Source organism: Aeromonas sp. QDB17 (genome assembly GCF_027705305.1).
Classification (GTDB): Bacteria; Pseudomonadota; Gammaproteobacteria; order Enterobacterales; family Aeromonadaceae; genus Aeromonas; species Aeromonas caviae.
This window is the reverse complement of sequence record NZ_JAPDBP010000024.1, coordinates 39,246-52,116: the sequence shown is the minus strand read 5'-3', so window position 1 is coordinate 52,116 and position 12,871 is coordinate 39,246. Positions and strand designations below refer to the sequence as shown.

The following is a 12,871-nucleotide window of genomic DNA, read 5'->3' as shown; positions in this document are numbered from 1 at the left end:
ACTATGACTGGGACGGCGGGCCCGCGCCCGTGAGGCCTTCACGCAGACGGCGACTGCTGGGCTGGCTCGGCAAGCTGCTGCTGGCCGCCTTTGCGAGCACCATCGTCTCGGTCGCGCTGCTGCGCTTCATCGACCCCCCCATGTGGACCTGGCGCCTCGAACGCGCCCTGTTTCCCCCTGCCAAGGTGGCCGAGGTGAAGCACGACTGGGTGCCGCTTGAGCAGATTTCCCGGGAGCTGCAACTGGCGGTGATCGCCGCCGAGGATCAGCGCTTTGCCGAACATCACGGTTTTGACATGGATGCCATCAGCTCGGCCCTCAGGCACAACCAGCAAAGCGGGCGGGTGCGCGGTGCCAGCACCCTCAGCCAGCAGACCGCCAAGAACCTCTTCATGTGGAGCGATCGCAGCTTCCTGCGCAAGGGGATAGAGGCCTGGTTCACCCTGTTGATGGAGCTGGGCTGGGACAAGTCCCGCATTCTCGAGGTGTATCTCAACATCGTGGAGTTCGGACCCGGCATCTATGGCGCCGAGGCGGCCGCCAGGCACTACTTCGGCAAACCGGCGATACGCCTCACCCGCTACGAGGCCTCCCTGCTCGCCGCCGCCCTGCCCAATCCCTGGCGTTATCGGGTCAAGCCCCCCTCACCCTATGTGCAGCAGCGCTCGGCCTGGATCCGTCGTCAGATGGGTCAACTCGGGCAAGTCACCCTGAACCGGGTCCACGGCACAGAGTAGCGCCATCCTGCGGATCAGAGGCGGGCCCCAGATGGCCGCCGACGGTTTCCCGATGAAGGGGCAGATAGTGCCACCACCAGGTTTCGCGCCGCCGCTTGATCTGCCTTCTGTACTGTCGTCGCTTCATCTTGCCAGGCCGCCCCGTCACGCCGCCCCTGCTGGCGGCTCTGTTAACCTTATCCCCTGATCCCGCCATTTGACAGCACGGCGTCACCGCCCCCGGGCTGGCTGCCCATCCCAATACTTGTTAAAGTGGCGAACCTGGACGTATCTGGAGTGATTTCATGGAACAACGTAGCCCGGATCAGCTGGTCGAGTGGGCCTATGATCAGTTTCTGGAGCAGGCCGCCGACATGCTGGCCCCCGAACAAATCGTCGACATCACCCTCGAGTTCGAGCAACGTGGCGCGGTGGAGGCAACCCTGCCCAATGCCGACTGGTCAACCGAACTCGGCGAGCCGGTTGACATGGCACGTTGGGCCGAGGTCTGGGTCGGCTTGCTGGATCATCAGGACGAGTTCGAGGTGATCTACGCCACCTTCCTGCTCCCCCGGGATCAGAGCGAGCACGACGTGCATATCCGCTGGCACCGCCAGCAACAGGCATAAGAAAAGGCGCCCCAGGCGCCTTTTTCGTTTTTTGCGCTGCCCGAGTCAGGGGCGTGCCGCGATGGCCTTGGCCAGACAGCGGCGACACCAGCAGGCGCTGGCATCGCTCATGGGCAAGGCGGGAAGCTGGTTGCACCAACAGCGCTCGATGGGTTCCCCCGCCGACACGGCGCAGAACGCCGGCTCGCCGCAGCCCGGGCAGGCATGGGTGCTCTTAGAGCCATCGAGCTCGGCCATGCGGGCCAGTTGGGCCTCGCTGTCCATGGTGGACCACTGGCCTATCTCGGTCAGGGTGCGGCCACAACCGAGGCAGAGCCCCTCTTTGGCCCGGCAGTCACCGATGCAGGGACTCGGCAACTTATTCGTCCCCTGCTGGCGTGTCGGAGCCCACGAGGCGGATGCTGTGCTCCTCGATGACGATCTTGCCCTGCTTGTAGAGGCCGCCGATCGCTTTCTTGAAGGTGCCCTTGCTCATGCTGAACATCTTGTAGATGACGTCAGGATCGCTTTTGTCTCCCACAGCAAGGCTGCCCCCCTGCTTTTGCAGGCGCAGCAGGATGCGCGCACCGGCGTCATCCATCCGGGCCAGTCCCGGCTTTTGCAGGGTCAGGTCCAGCTTGCCATCTTCGCGCACCTGCTTGACCCAGGCGGTCAGCGGTCGGCCCGTCATCACGCGGCCGAACACCTCGTTCTTGAACAGCATGCCGGCGTACTGGCCATTGACCACGGCCTTGATGCCAAGGGGGGTGTGTTCCCCCGGCAGCACCGTCACCTCGTCACCGCTCTTGAAAGGAGGGTCGATGCGCAGGAAGCGCTCCAGACGGCTGGTGCCGACCATGCGCCCTTCGTTGTCCAGCATCAGATGCACCAGATAGACATGGCCCACCTGCATCGGCTTGTTCTGCTCGCGGCTTGGTACGAAGAGATCTTTCTTCATGCCCCAGTCGAGGAAGGCACCAATCTTGTTGGCGTTGACCACCTTGAGACCGACGATGTCCCCCACCATGGCGAAGGGCTTGTCGGTGGTGATCACCGGCTCGCAATCCGCATCCAGATAGAGGAAGACGGACACCTCGCTCTCCTCGGCGACGCCTTCCGGCAACTGGCGCCTGGGCAGCAGCAGCTCGCCGTATTCCCCCGCCGCCAGCCAGGCGCCGCGCTCCTCGATCTCGACGACGGTCAGGGTGTTCATCTTGCCAATCTGTAACATGGTGATCTCTTCTTTCAATATCCGGATGGGCCCATCTCATGGAAGACCCGTCATATAGAGGTGCATCGCCGCCGTCGGATGAGAGAGGACGGGGCCGATTTATGTCATGCAGGCGCGCATGTTACCCCAGAGCGGCAGCAGGACCTAGCCCCTCCCCCCTGTGTCTGACCTCTTTTCCCGCTCCCGGGTGGCCAGATTGACGATATTAGCAGCATTCAGTTCCCCCTTTGCTGCAAATAACCCCACTTTTAGGTAGACTTCGCGGCCGTCAAATCCAGAGGAAGCGTCGATGAACCCAGCCACTCGTACCCGTCATCTCAATCAATGGATCCAGACCCACAGCCAGCAGGAGATGAGTTACCCCGCCCTGCACGGCTTCCTGTGCGCCCGTCTGACGGGGCCCGTTGCCCCCGACTGGCAAGATCCGCTGGCCGGCCTGCTGCCTCATGATGCCGCGCTGGACGAGAAGAGTGCCGAGGCGCTGCATCACCTGATCGCCGAGCTGGAAGCTCAGGCCGACGACGCGCAGCTGGCCCTGCCGAGCCAGTGTCGCCTCTCTACCGACAACCCGGAGCAGGTGTTTGACAAGCGCCATCCTCTGGGCCAATGGAGCTATGGCTTCAGTCAGGGGGTGGCCTGCTGGCCGGCGCCGACCGACCTGAACGATCCGGCGACCCGCCATCGCTTCAGCCTGGTGGCCGAGCTCTGCCTGTTTCGCGACAAGCCCATGGCCATGATGCTGCACCAGGCTGCGGCCAGCGAGCTCCCCTTCCTCGATTTTTGCAAGCGTCAACGCCAGCAGATGAAGACGGCCCTCAACCTACTGCTCGGCCAGGATCACTACGAGGCCGAGCCTGAAGAGAGCCCGTCCCTGGACAACGAGCAGACTCGCCAGTGGCAGCAGTGGTTCGAGCTGGCGGCAGAGAGCCGCGATCCCCTCCCTCGCCTTGGCTGGTTCGAGCGCATCATTGCCGATGCCAACCTCCTGTTCGATGAGGCATTCTGGCAAGCCCACGCGGGCCATGGCTGGCAGGTCCCCGAGGCACGCCCTCTGATCGCGGCCAGGGCCGGTCGAGCCGATTGCCTGCTGCGACTTGGGCAGCTTGGGCAGGCTCGGGATGAGTACCTGGCCCTGCTCGCACTCTGCCGCGCCGACGAGCCCGCTTGCCGCCACCCCCTCTCCACCCTCTATGCCTGGCAAGGAGAGTGGGATGCCCTGCAACAACTGCTGGTGCGCTTTGATGAAGCCTCCTGCTGGCTGCTCTACAACAAGGCCTTGATGAGCTTTGTCTGCGAAGGGGAAACGGCGGCGCGCCCTCATCTGGCGGCGGCAATGAGGGTCAATCCCCATGTGCCCGCCACTTTGCTGGGCCAGCGCCGCTTGCCCAAGCAGGAGCCTCGCCGCTGGCAGGGAGGCAGCCGTGACGAGGCGGCGCTCTACGCCTTGCAGAGTCGCGAGGCCTGGCTGACCCACAACGCCTTGATATGGCTGCGAAAGAGTGTGGGCAAGCAGGCCAGTTGAGACCCCAATTGCCGATTCGATGACAGAACACGTGCGCAAACGCACATTTTTCTGGTGACTGGTCAGACAAATGCCCCTGTGTTACGTATCATCAAGGCCAAAGTATCAAGAGAAACTGCACCCGATGCAGCCGCCACAGCAGGATGTCATATGTCGAAGATCATTGAGCTGCTCGCGCACTACCCTCCTTATCAGCTGGTTCACGCCGCTGAGATGGTGCGCGATACCTTTGAACAGTTTTATCAGCAGCGGTACCAACTCACCGTGCCCCAGTGGCGCCTGATGATGGTGCTCGGCCCCCACTACCCCATCAGCCAGAAGGAGCTGGTGGAGGCGAGCGGCATGGACAAGGTACGGATCTCCCGCGAGATCCATCGTCTGGTGGAGAAAGGCATCCTGTTCACCGAGAACAGCGTGCAGGACAAGCGCATCAGCCTGGTCTCCTTCACCCCGGCGGGGCTCACCCTGTTCCAGCAGCTCAAGACGGAGGCGGGAAGCTGGCAGCACACCCTCACCGACTATCTGCCGGCCGAGGCGCGTCAGAGCATTCGCCTGCACCTGCAGAGCGTCAGCGATGCCATCGAACAACTTCACCTGCTGGACAACGAGCAACCCTCATGAAGCTGAACAACTTTGCCACCATGGATGTCAACATGCTGCTGAGCCTGGTCAACATGCAGCTGCGTGATCACTACGAGGATCTCGATGATCTTTGCCGGGCGCAGGATCTCGACAAGGAGGCCCTGGTCGCCAGGCTGGCCAGCGGCGATTTCCACTATCAGGAAGATCAGAAGCAGTTCAGATAGGGATCCGGATCACAACCCGACCCATGCCGCTGGCTCCGTCGGCAAAAGCTGCTAAGGTGGTGGCTACCCGGTCCGTTGATGTTCGCAAGAGGTATGGATACATCTTGTTGTCACAGACCGCGGTTAGCCTCTCGTTCACCACCCGCAGCCAAGGATGACCCATGATGCGCCTCATTCGACCAACCAGCCTGATCACCCTCTGCACATTGCTGGTGATCAGCCTCTTCCTCCCCCAGGTCCCCAACAGCGCCGAGCAGTGGCTCACCACCCTGCTGCTGGCCTCCCTGGTGGCGGTCTTTCTGATGGTCGGCAGCGGCTGCCGCCACTTCCTGCGCGAATAACGACGCCAGAGCGCGATGACTGCCCAAAAACAACAACGCAGCCCGAGGGCTGCGTTGTTGTTTCAGGATACTGGGGAGGCCCCGAGTCGCATCAGTAAGCCAGAGTTTCCAGCTGCTCCTTGGCCTGCTCGATCCCCTTGGCTTGCGCCTCCGGACCCATGCCCATGCCTTCGGCATAGATGAAGTCCACTTCGGTGATGCCGATGAAGCCCAGCACGGTACGCATGTAGGGGGTCACCAGGTCGGTGGCATTGCCCACGTGCATGCCGCCACGGGGGCTGACCACCAGGGCGCGGGTGTTCTCCACCAGGCCGACCGGACCGGTCTCGGTGTAACGGAAGGTCACGCCGGCACGGGCCACCAGATCGATCCAGTTTTTCAGCTGGGTCGGGATGTTGAAGTTGTACATGGGGGCCGCGATGATCACCAGATCGCTCGCCTTGAGCTCGGCGACCAGCTCGTCGGACTGGGCCAGCACCGCTTGCTGACGCTCGTTCAGGTTCTCGCCACCACGCAGGCCCATGGCCAGCTCGCCGTCCAGCACCGGCAGGTTCAGGGTCGCCAGATCGCGTACCTGGATGGTGTCACCCTGGCGCTCGGCCAGGTAGCCGTCGATCAGGGCGTTGGATTGGGAATACTGGCCCAGGATGCTGGACTTCAGAACGAGGATATTGGCCATGGTGAAACTCCATTTGATTGTCAATTGAACAGCCAGGCTGTCGATGGAGGTCACTATAAAGACTGGCATTAAAGCCTGATAGCGAAAATAGATGCTCAAGTCATTCAAAAAATTTGATGCCTGTGCGTTTCCTCGGCAGAGAGGGGCTCATCGAACTCCACACCCTTGGCATGACAAACGATTGCCGTTATGATCCGCCGCACTTTTTGTACGTGATCCGGATCTCATGACCTCCTCCCGCAGGCACTCCCCCTTTGCCGGCGCCGTCTGGATGATGGTGGCAGGCCTCTGCTTCGCCGCCGTCAACAGCCTGAGCCAGTATGTCAGCTTCACGCTCGGCCTCCCCTCGACCCAGGTCGCCTTTCACCAATATCTGATCGCCCTGGTCTGCCTGCTGCCCTGGCTGGTGCGCCACGGTCTGCGCCAGTCCCTGATGACGAACCAGCTGCGCCTGCACCTGCTGCGGGTCGCCCTGGCGGTGACCGGCATCCAGTTCTGGCTCTGGGCCCTGGCGGTCCCCGTCCCCATCTGGCAGGGGATCGCGCTCTTGATGACCTCCCCCCTGTTTGCCACCCTGGGATCAGCCCTCTTTCTCAAAGAGCAGGTGAGCCGGGCCCGCATCCTGGCCACCCTGGCGGGGTTTGTGGGCGCCATGCTGATCCTGGCACCCTGGACAGACGACTTCACCCTGGCCTCCCTGCTGCCGGTGGCGGCCGCCCTCTTCTGGGCAGGCTACTCCTTGCTGGTGCGCTATCAGGCGGCCAGCGAGTCGTCCCACACTATCGTCGTCTACCTGCTCGTCTTCAGCACCCCGTTCAACGCCATGCTGGCAATCCCTGAATGGCAGTGGCCGAGCGAAACCCAGTGGCTGCTGGTGGCCGCCTCGGGCGTACTGTCGGCACTGGCCCAGATGTCCATCGCCCGCGCCTACAGCGTGGCGGAGGCCTCCTTCGTGCAACCTTTTGATTTTGCCAAGCTGCCCATGAACGTGCTGGCCGGCTGGCTGGTATTTGGCTGGGCCCCCCCCGGTCGCTTGTGGCTGGGGGCGGCCATCATCATCGGCGCCATCACCCTGCTCACCCATCTGGAGCAGCGCGCCCACCCACCCACTTCCTGAGGTACGCCATGCGTGCCTCTTTTTTTGCTCACCCGGATCAGCCCTGCTGACCACCGACCTCAGGAGAGATCAGATGTTTGGAACCGCCACCCGCCCCACTGCGACCCGCGCCCTGCTGCTGGGATCAGGCGAACTCGGCAAGGAGGTCGCCATCGAGCTGCAGCGGCTCGGTATCGAGGTGATCGCCGCCGACCGCTATGCCAACGCCCCCGCCATGCAGGTGGCCCACCAGGCCCGCGTGCTGGACATGCTGGATGGCGCCGCCCTGCGCGCCCTGGTGGCCGAGGTCAAGCCCGACCTCATCATCCCCGAGATTGAAGCCATCGCCACCGACACCCTGGCCGCCCTCGAGCAGGAAGGGGTCAAGGTGGTGCCCAATGCCCGCGCCACCCAGCTCACCATGAACCGGGAGGGGATCCGTCGCCTCGCCGCCGAAACCCTGGGGCTGCCCACCTCTGCCTACCGCTTTGCCCAGAGCAAGGAGGAGTTTGTGGCAGCCGTCGAGGCCATCGGCCTCCCCTGCGTGGTCAAACCGGTGATGAGCTCCTCCGGCAAGGGGCAGAGCCTGCTGCGCGATCTCGCCAGGCTGGATGAAAGCTGGACCTATGCCCAGGAGGGGGGCCGTGCCGGTCGTGGCAAGGTGATTGTCGAAGGCTTCGTTCCTTTCGAGTACGAGATCACCCTGCTCACGGTGCGCGCCGTCGATGGCATCCACTTCTGCGAGCCTATCGGCCATCGTCAGGAGGATGGCGACTACCGCGAATCCTGGCAGCCCCAGGCCATGAGCGAGCTGGCCCTGGCCCGCGCCAAGGAGGTGGCGGCCAAGGTGGTCGAAGCCCTTGGCGGCTACGGTCTGTTCGGGGTCGAGCTCTTCATCAGGGGTGACGAGGTGTGGTTCAGCGAAGTCTCCCCCCGCCCCCACGACACCGGCATGGTGACCCTGATCTCCCAGGATCTCTCCGAGTTCGCCCTGCACGTGCGCGCCATCCTGGGGCTGCCCGTCGGCACCATCACCCAGTACGGCCCGAGCGCCTCTGCCGTGCTGCTGCGGGAAGGCCACAGCCAGGATATCCGCTATCAAGGGATTGGCGAGGCACTGGCCCTGGTGCCCGGTGCCCAGCTGCGTCTCTTTGGCAAGCCGGAGATCGCAGGTCGTCGTCGCCTCGGGGTGGCGCTCGCCCGTGGGCAGGATTGCCAGGAAGCCGTGGAGCAGGCCAAAACGGTGGCAGCCCGGGTCGAGGTACTCTTCTAGGCAATCCGCTTTACCACGTAAAAACAAACGTTTATCTGCGTGATCCGGCGCAAGGGGCAGGTGACTGCCCCTTTCCCATTGAAGCACCGGGCTTATAATCCCCCCTTCACCTATGTCAGGAGTACAAGATGTTAACTGCCGTGATCTTCGATATGGATGGTGTTCTGATCGACTCGGAACCCTTCTGGCAACGGGCACAGATGGCCGTCTTCGCCGAACTGGGCCACTTCCACACCGAGGAGGACTGCAACTCCACCATAGGGGTGCGCATCGATCAGCTGGTGGCCCACTGGTACCGGATCCGCCCCTGGAGCAGCCCCAGCCAGGAAGAGGTGGTACAGCGCATTCTGGATCAGGTGATCGCGCTCATCCTGCAAGAGGGACAACCCAAGGCCGGGGTGCTGGAAGCGCTCGACCTCATCGAGGCCCAAGGGCTCAAGATCGGGCTCGCCACCTCCTCCCCGTTTGCCATGGTCGAGGCGGTGCTCGGCAAACTCGGCATCCAGGACCGTTTCATGGCGGTCCACTCCGCCGAGGTGGAGCGCTTTGGCAAACCCCACCCGGATGTCTATATCCACGCCGCCGAGAAGCTCGGCGTCGAGCCTGTGCACTGTCTCGCCATCGAGGACAGCTTCACCGGCCTGCTGGCGGCCAAGGCAGCCTCCATGACGGCGCTGATCGTGCCGGACCCGGCGCTGGTCGGCGATCCCCGTCTGGCCATCGCCAACCACGAGCTGCGCTCTCTTGTCGAGCTGAACGCAGAGATGCTGGCCGGCTGGGTCAAGTAGGCAACACCCTGGCGGACTGACCTCCTGCCTCCCTTGAGCCCGCTCATAAACGTGCGCTTGCTCGCGGTTGCGCCGCCTTGTGGCGACTAGAATCAGCAGGAGCACAGAGACGGCCCACGGGCCCGAGGAGGTCACCATGATCGAGTACACCAGCAAGCGTATCGTCTGCCCCCACTGCGGCCACCACACCCGGGTCGAGCTGGATGCCAGCCAGGGGGATCAGGAGTTCTACGAAGATTGCATGGCCTGCTGCAACCCCATTCACCTGCGGCTGCACCGGGATGAAGCTCGCGACTGCCTGCAACTCTTCGTGGATGCCGACGACGAGCAGCTGTTTTGAATCCCCCTGTCCAGGCACAGACAAAAACAAACGGGACCCTGTGGGTCCCGTTTGTTCTGGTGCCATCGTCAGGCTGGATCACGCCTCCCTCAAGCACGCCGCCTTCGCCGACGTCATGGTCGGAACAAACTCCACTACCTGATAATCGGCCACCTCTGCCTGCTTGAAGGGATCCTCTGCCAGCATCGCCTCCAGGGCGTCTCGGCTCACGCCCTGCGCCAGTATGACGCCCCCGGCTCGGGGTACCCGACGCCCGGATGCCAGAAAATGGCCTGCGGCATACTGCCGCTCCAGCCACGCAATGTGGGTCGGGATCAGGGCATCGATCTCCGCCAGCAGTTTCACATAAGTCAATGTCACGACAAACATAGGGAAGTCTCCAAGGCTCTGGGGCGGCGCCTCTTCCACAAGAGGGCGCCTTTCCCGTGATGCCGCCCTCCTCTTCGTACCCTGGAGGCAGCGCTCAGGTGGTTACTGGCGCGCCGCCAGCACCCGCTCCACCGTGTCGACGATGGCCTGGGTCTGGGGATCAATCTCGATGTTGGTCTGCCAGCCGGCCTTGACCCAGCCCAGGTTGGTGCGGGCCAGGGTCTCGGGGATCAGGTTGACGCAGAACTCCCTGGCGCGCACCTCGCCCACGGTGAGGCTGATGCCGTCGATGCCGATGTAGCCCTTGGTCAGCACGTACTTCATGAGCGCAGGATCGAGGCGATACCACACCTGGCGGTTGTTGGGGGTGTCGATGACCGAGGTCACCTCGGCCGTCCCCATGATGTGGCCGGACATGGCATGGCCGCCAATCTCGTCCCCAAAGCGGGCGGCCCGCTCCACGTTGACCTTGTCACCCAACACCAGTTGCCCAAGGTTGGTGAGGCGCAGGGTCTCCTGCATCAGATCGAAGCTGACCAGATCCCCCTCCACTCGGGTGACGGTCAGGCAGCAGCCGTTGTGGGCCACCGAGGCCCCCAGGGCCAGCCCCTCGCCCCAGGCCGGGCTCGGCATGCGGATCACGTGGGTGCGAAAATTGGGCAGTGAATCGATGGCCACCAGTTCGGCGGTCCCTTGTACGATGCCGGTGAACATGAGTCTCTCCAGGCTGTGAAAATTGTCGGCAGGTTACCCCCGGCCACCTTGCAAGACAAGGGTGCCGGCTGACAAGGAGAGGCGCGATCGCTATAGTGACCCCAATCAATCCAGACTGAACGAGGAAACAAAAATGCAGGTATATCAATGCTGTGAAGCCATTCGCATCGCCTACAACCAGATTGGCTCCGGTGAGCAGGGTTATGTGCCCCAGGCCATTGCCGCCAGCATACGGGCGCTCAACGCCGTGGCCTCCGACGAGCAGGTACCGGCGGATCTGCGCGAGCAGGCGGCCTATGCCGCGGCCAATCTGCTGATCAGCGATCACGAAGACGCCTGATCCCGGCTACAAATCTGCCGCCGACCTTCCCCGTTGGCGGTTTTTCAGGCTAGAATGACACCCCCGCATTTTGTCTCCTCAGGACGAGGAGGCAAAAGCCCATCTCTCTTGCCCGCTCTTTCTCTTTTATCTGATCCACTCGGAGGTGTCAGTGCAACGTTATTGGTCCGAGGCGAAGCAGCTCGTTCGTCTAGCCAGCCCCATTCTGGTCGCCCAGGTGGCCCAGATCGCCATGAACTTCGTCGATACCGTGATGGCGGGACAGGTGAGCGCCGTGGATCTTGCCGCCGTGTCGGTGGCGTCCAGCTTCTGGTTGCCGATCATCTTGCTGGTGCAGGGCATCATCATGGCCCTCACTCCCATCGTTTCCCAGCTCAACGGCGCCCGCAAGCAGGACGAGGTGCGCCCCGCCGTGCACCAGGGCTTCTGGCTCGCCCTCATCGTCACGCCCATCGCCATGGTGGCACTCTATTTCAGCCCCCTGGCACTGCAATTCATGGACGTGGATCCCGTCATGGCGGCCAAGACTGCCGGCTACCTGCACGCCATCCTTTGGGGCCTGCCCGCCTTCGTGATGTTCCAGGTGCTGCGCAACTTCAGTGAGGGGCTCTCCCACACCATGCCGACCATGGTGATCGGTTTCGTGGGGCTCGCGGTCAACATCCCCGCCAACTACATCTTCATTCACGGCCACTTCGGCATGCCGAAACTCGGCGGCGTCGGCTGCGGCGTGGCCACTGCCATCGTGCTCTGGGCCATGCTGCTGGCGATGATCGTCTATGTGAAGTGCTCTGCCCACTTCAAGCGCATCAACCTGTTCGCCCAGCTGGCACGCCCCAACGGCAGCCGGATCTGGCGCCTGTTCCGCCTGGGGTTCCCCATCGCCATGGCCATCTTCTGCGAGGTGACCCTGTTTACCGTGGTGGCCCTGATGCTGGCCCCCTTCGGCGCGGAGACGGTGGCGAGTCACCAGATTGCGCTCAACTTCTCCAGCCTGGTCTTCATGCTGCCCCTGTCCATCGGTGTCGGCGTGACCATCCGGGTCGGTCACAACATAGGGGAAGGTCAACCGGATCAGGCCAGGGTCGCCGCCCGCACCGGCCTGATGCTGGGCATGGGAGTCGCCGCCGCGACCGCCGCCCTCACCGTGCTGCTGCGCGACCCCATCGCGGGGATCTACACCGACGACCTGCAGGTAATCGGCCTCGCCGCCACCCTGCTCTTCTTCGCCGCCATCTACCAGATCTCCGATTCTGTACAGGTGGTGGCCGCGGCGGCCCTGCGCGGTTACAAGGATACCCAGGCCATCTTCTACGTCACCATCGTCGCCTATTGGGGCATGGGGCTCCCCACCGGCATGATCCTGGGGCTGACCGACTGGGTGGTACCGCGCATGGGCCCGCAGGGATTCTGGATAGGCTTCATCGTCGGTCTCACCTCCGCCGCCCTGATGCTGGGCGCACGGCTGCGCGTCATCTACGGCCGCTTCGCCAGCCCCGCGGCCTGCACCGCCCTCTCCCGGGCGCAATAGGGCGCGGCCAGGGGCACGGGGAGCCGCACTTTTGGGACGGCTCGCCTGTAAAATCAACAGGCTGCACAAGAACTGGGCAAACAGTCTCCTTTGTGCATGTCCCTTGTTGACAGCCTTGGGGGCCATGGGTAGTATGCCGACCACGCCAGCAGTGCTGGCGGGATAAAACGGGTTTTCAGCCCGGTTTATGAAGTGGGTTTATAGCTCAGTTGGTTAGAGCACTACCTTGACATGGTAGGGGTCGTTGGTTCGAATCCAATTAAACCCACCACTTTTCGTGATGCGTCCTTAGCTCAGCTGGTTAGAGCACCACCTTGACATGGTGGGGGTCGGTGGTTCGAATCCACTAGGACGCACCATCACGAAACCCTGTTATGCGTCCTTAGCTCAGCTGGTTAGAGCATCACCTTGACATGGTGGGGGTCGGTGGTTCGAATCCACTAGGACGCACCATAACAGCTTGAATAAATTGCAGATATGAATTTGATGTGGGTTTAAAGCTCAGTCGGTTAGAACA

General features: G+C 62.9%; 17 protein-coding genes and 3 tRNA genes. 15 read left to right on the top strand and 5 right to left on the bottom strand.

Going from position 1 to position 12,871, the window contains the following annotated elements:
• Window positions 1-29: 29 nt before the first annotated feature.
• Window positions 30-737, top strand: a complete 708-nt coding sequence (gene mtgA, locus OKC41_RS17750) for a monofunctional biosynthetic peptidoglycan transglycosylase (protein WP_080767838.1) — start codon at window positions 30-32, stop codon at window positions 735-737.
• Window positions 738-1,021: 284 nt separating this feature from the next.
• Complete coding sequence (locus OKC41_RS17745; RefSeq protein ID WP_010674643.1) at window positions 1,022-1,345, top strand: HI1450 family dsDNA-mimic protein; 324 nt, start codon at window positions 1,022-1,024, stop codon at window positions 1,343-1,345.
• 45 nt (window positions 1,346-1,390) lie between these two features.
• On the opposite strand, the gene OKC41_RS17740 is transcribed toward OKC41_RS17745, so the two are convergent.
• Both OKC41_RS17740 and OKC41_RS17735 read right to left on the bottom strand, forming a co-directional pair.
• Window positions 1,391-1,702 carry a DUF1289 domain-containing protein gene (locus OKC41_RS17740; protein ID WP_039039099.1) on the bottom strand — a complete coding sequence of 104 codons (312 nt, stop codon included), beginning with the start codon at window positions 1,700-1,702 and terminating at the stop codon, window positions 1,391-1,393.
• 1 nt (window position 1,703) lies between these two features.
• Window positions 1,704-2,573, bottom strand: coding sequence for a S1 RNA-binding domain-containing protein (locus OKC41_RS17735; protein ID WP_042014378.1), 870 nt, complete (start codon window positions 2,571-2,573; stop codon window positions 1,704-1,706).
• 271 nt (window positions 2,574-2,844) lie between these two features.
• On the opposite strand from OKC41_RS17735, the gene OKC41_RS17730 reads away from it, so the two are divergent.
• The 4 genes from OKC41_RS17730 (at window position 2,845) to OKC41_RS17715 (ending at window position 5,224) form a co-directional block, all read left to right on the top strand.
• Entirely contained in the window at window positions 2,845-4,077 is a 1,233-nt protein-coding gene (locus OKC41_RS17730; protein WP_201894045.1) for a UPF0149 family protein, read from the top strand.
• Between the two features lie 150 nt (window positions 4,078-4,227).
• Window positions 4,228-4,698 (top strand): MarR family winged helix-turn-helix transcriptional regulator, encoded by a 471-nt coding sequence (locus tag OKC41_RS17725; protein ID WP_010674639.1) that lies wholly within the window; start codon window positions 4,228-4,230, stop codon window positions 4,696-4,698.
• Entirely contained in the window at window positions 4,695-4,883 is a 189-nt protein-coding gene (locus tag OKC41_RS17720; protein WP_043155974.1) for a DUF4250 domain-containing protein, read from the top strand. Before OKC41_RS17725 ends, OKC41_RS17720 begins: the two co-directional genes overlap by 4 nt.
• Before the next feature lie 161 nt (window positions 4,884-5,044).
• Complete coding sequence (locus OKC41_RS17715) at window positions 5,045-5,224, top strand: hypothetical protein (RefSeq protein WP_010674636.1); 180 nt, start codon at window positions 5,045-5,047, stop codon at window positions 5,222-5,224.
• Window positions 5,225-5,315: 91 nt separating this feature from the next.
• Here the strand turns inward: OKC41_RS17715 and OKC41_RS17710 are convergent, their stop codons facing one another.
• Window positions 5,316-5,903, bottom strand: a complete 588-nt coding sequence (locus OKC41_RS17710; RefSeq protein WP_010674635.1) for an FMN-dependent NADH-azoreductase — start codon at window positions 5,901-5,903, stop codon at window positions 5,316-5,318.
• Window positions 5,904-6,129: 226 nt separating this feature from the next.
• Between OKC41_RS17710 and OKC41_RS17705 the strand changes: the two genes are divergently transcribed.
• From OKC41_RS17705 to OKC41_RS17690, 4 genes are all read left to right on the top strand, one after another.
• Window positions 6,130-7,020 (top strand): DMT family transporter, encoded by an 891-nt coding sequence (locus OKC41_RS17705; protein ID WP_041211382.1) that lies wholly within the window; start codon window positions 6,130-6,132, stop codon window positions 7,018-7,020.
• Between the two features lie 73 nt (window positions 7,021-7,093).
• Complete coding sequence (gene purT / locus OKC41_RS17700; protein WP_270672232.1) at window positions 7,094-8,272, top strand: formate-dependent phosphoribosylglycinamide formyltransferase; 1,179 nt, start codon at window positions 7,094-7,096, stop codon at window positions 8,270-8,272.
• Window positions 8,273-8,400: 128 nt separating this feature from the next.
• A complete protein-coding gene (gene hxpB / locus OKC41_RS17695; RefSeq protein WP_201894055.1) occupies window positions 8,401-9,060 on the top strand; it encodes a hexitol phosphatase HxpB in 660 nt (219 codons plus the stop codon).
• 136 nt (window positions 9,061-9,196) lie between these two features.
• A complete protein-coding gene (locus OKC41_RS17690; protein ID WP_005336871.1) occupies window positions 9,197-9,400 on the top strand; it encodes a CPXCG motif-containing cysteine-rich protein in 204 nt (67 codons plus the stop codon).
• A gap of 78 nt (window positions 9,401-9,478) precedes the next feature.
• On the opposite strand, the gene OKC41_RS17685 is transcribed toward OKC41_RS17690, so the two are convergent.
• Both OKC41_RS17685 and OKC41_RS17680 read right to left on the bottom strand, forming a co-directional pair.
• Window positions 9,479-9,769 carry a YciI family protein gene (locus OKC41_RS17685; RefSeq protein WP_234922222.1) on the bottom strand — a complete coding sequence of 97 codons (291 nt, stop codon included), beginning with the start codon at window positions 9,767-9,769 and terminating at the stop codon, window positions 9,479-9,481.
• A gap of 102 nt (window positions 9,770-9,871) precedes the next feature.
• Entirely contained in the window at window positions 9,872-10,483 is a 612-nt protein-coding gene (locus OKC41_RS17680) for a riboflavin synthase subunit alpha (protein ID WP_183148461.1), read from the bottom strand.
• Between the two features lie 133 nt (window positions 10,484-10,616).
• Between OKC41_RS17680 and OKC41_RS17675 the strand changes: the two genes are divergently transcribed.
• From OKC41_RS17675 to OKC41_RS17655, 5 genes are all read left to right on the top strand, one after another.
• Entirely contained in the window at window positions 10,617-10,823 is a 207-nt protein-coding gene (locus OKC41_RS17675; protein ID WP_201894057.1) for a YaeP family protein, read from the top strand.
• Window positions 10,824-10,974: 151 nt separating this feature from the next.
• Window positions 10,975-12,354: an MATE family efflux transporter gene (locus OKC41_RS17670; protein ID WP_201894058.1), complete on the top strand. Its 1,380-nt coding sequence runs from the start codon at window positions 10,975-10,977 to the stop codon at window positions 12,352-12,354.
• Window positions 12,355-12,548: 194 nt separating this feature from the next.
• Window positions 12,549-12,625 (top strand) — tRNA-Val (locus OKC41_RS17665).
• A gap of 11 nt (window positions 12,626-12,636) precedes the next feature.
• Window positions 12,637-12,713, top strand: a tRNA-Val gene (locus OKC41_RS17660).
• 17 nt (window positions 12,714-12,730) lie between these two features.
• Window positions 12,731-12,807: transfer RNA gene (locus OKC41_RS17655), tRNA-Val, on the top strand.
• The last annotated feature ends 64 nt before the right edge of the window (window positions 12,808-12,871 follow it).

Excerpts from the sequence above, each read along its gene's own strand:
- OKC41_RS17745 (WP_010674643.1), top strand. The coding sequence starts at position 1,022 with ATGGAACAACGTAGCCCGGATCAGCTGGTCGAGTGGGCCTATGATCAG.
- OKC41_RS17730 (WP_201894045.1), top strand. The coding sequence starts at position 2,845 with ATGAACCCAGCCACTCGTACCCGTCATCTCAATCAATGGATCCAGACC.
- OKC41_RS17725 (WP_010674639.1), top strand. The coding sequence starts at position 4,228 with ATGTCGAAGATCATTGAGCTGCTCGCGCACTACCCTCCTTATCAGCTG.
- OKC41_RS17720 (WP_043155974.1), top strand. The coding sequence starts at position 4,695 with ATGAAGCTGAACAACTTTGCCACCATGGATGTCAACATGCTGCTGAGC.
- OKC41_RS17715 (WP_010674636.1), top strand. The coding sequence starts at position 5,045 with ATGATGCGCCTCATTCGACCAACCAGCCTGATCACCCTCTGCACATTG.
- OKC41_RS17710 (WP_010674635.1), bottom strand. The coding sequence starts at position 5,903 with ATGGCCAATATCCTCGTTCTGAAGTCCAGCATCCTGGGCCAGTATTCC.
- OKC41_RS17705 (WP_041211382.1), top strand. The coding sequence starts at position 6,130 with ATGACCTCCTCCCGCAGGCACTCCCCCTTTGCCGGCGCCGTCTGGATG.
- purT (WP_270672232.1), top strand. The coding sequence starts at position 7,094 with ATGTTTGGAACCGCCACCCGCCCCACTGCGACCCGCGCCCTGCTGCTG.
- hxpB (WP_201894055.1), top strand. The coding sequence starts at position 8,401 with ATGTTAACTGCCGTGATCTTCGATATGGATGGTGTTCTGATCGACTCG.
- OKC41_RS17690 (WP_005336871.1), top strand. The coding sequence starts at position 9,197 with ATGATCGAGTACACCAGCAAGCGTATCGTCTGCCCCCACTGCGGCCAC.
- OKC41_RS17685 (WP_234922222.1), bottom strand. The coding sequence starts at position 9,769 with ATGTTTGTCGTGACATTGACTTATGTGAAACTGCTGGCGGAGATCGAT.
- OKC41_RS17680 (WP_183148461.1), bottom strand. The coding sequence starts at position 10,483 with ATGTTCACCGGCATCGTACAAGGGACCGCCGAACTGGTGGCCATCGAT.
- OKC41_RS17675 (WP_201894057.1), top strand. The coding sequence starts at position 10,617 with ATGCAGGTATATCAATGCTGTGAAGCCATTCGCATCGCCTACAACCAG.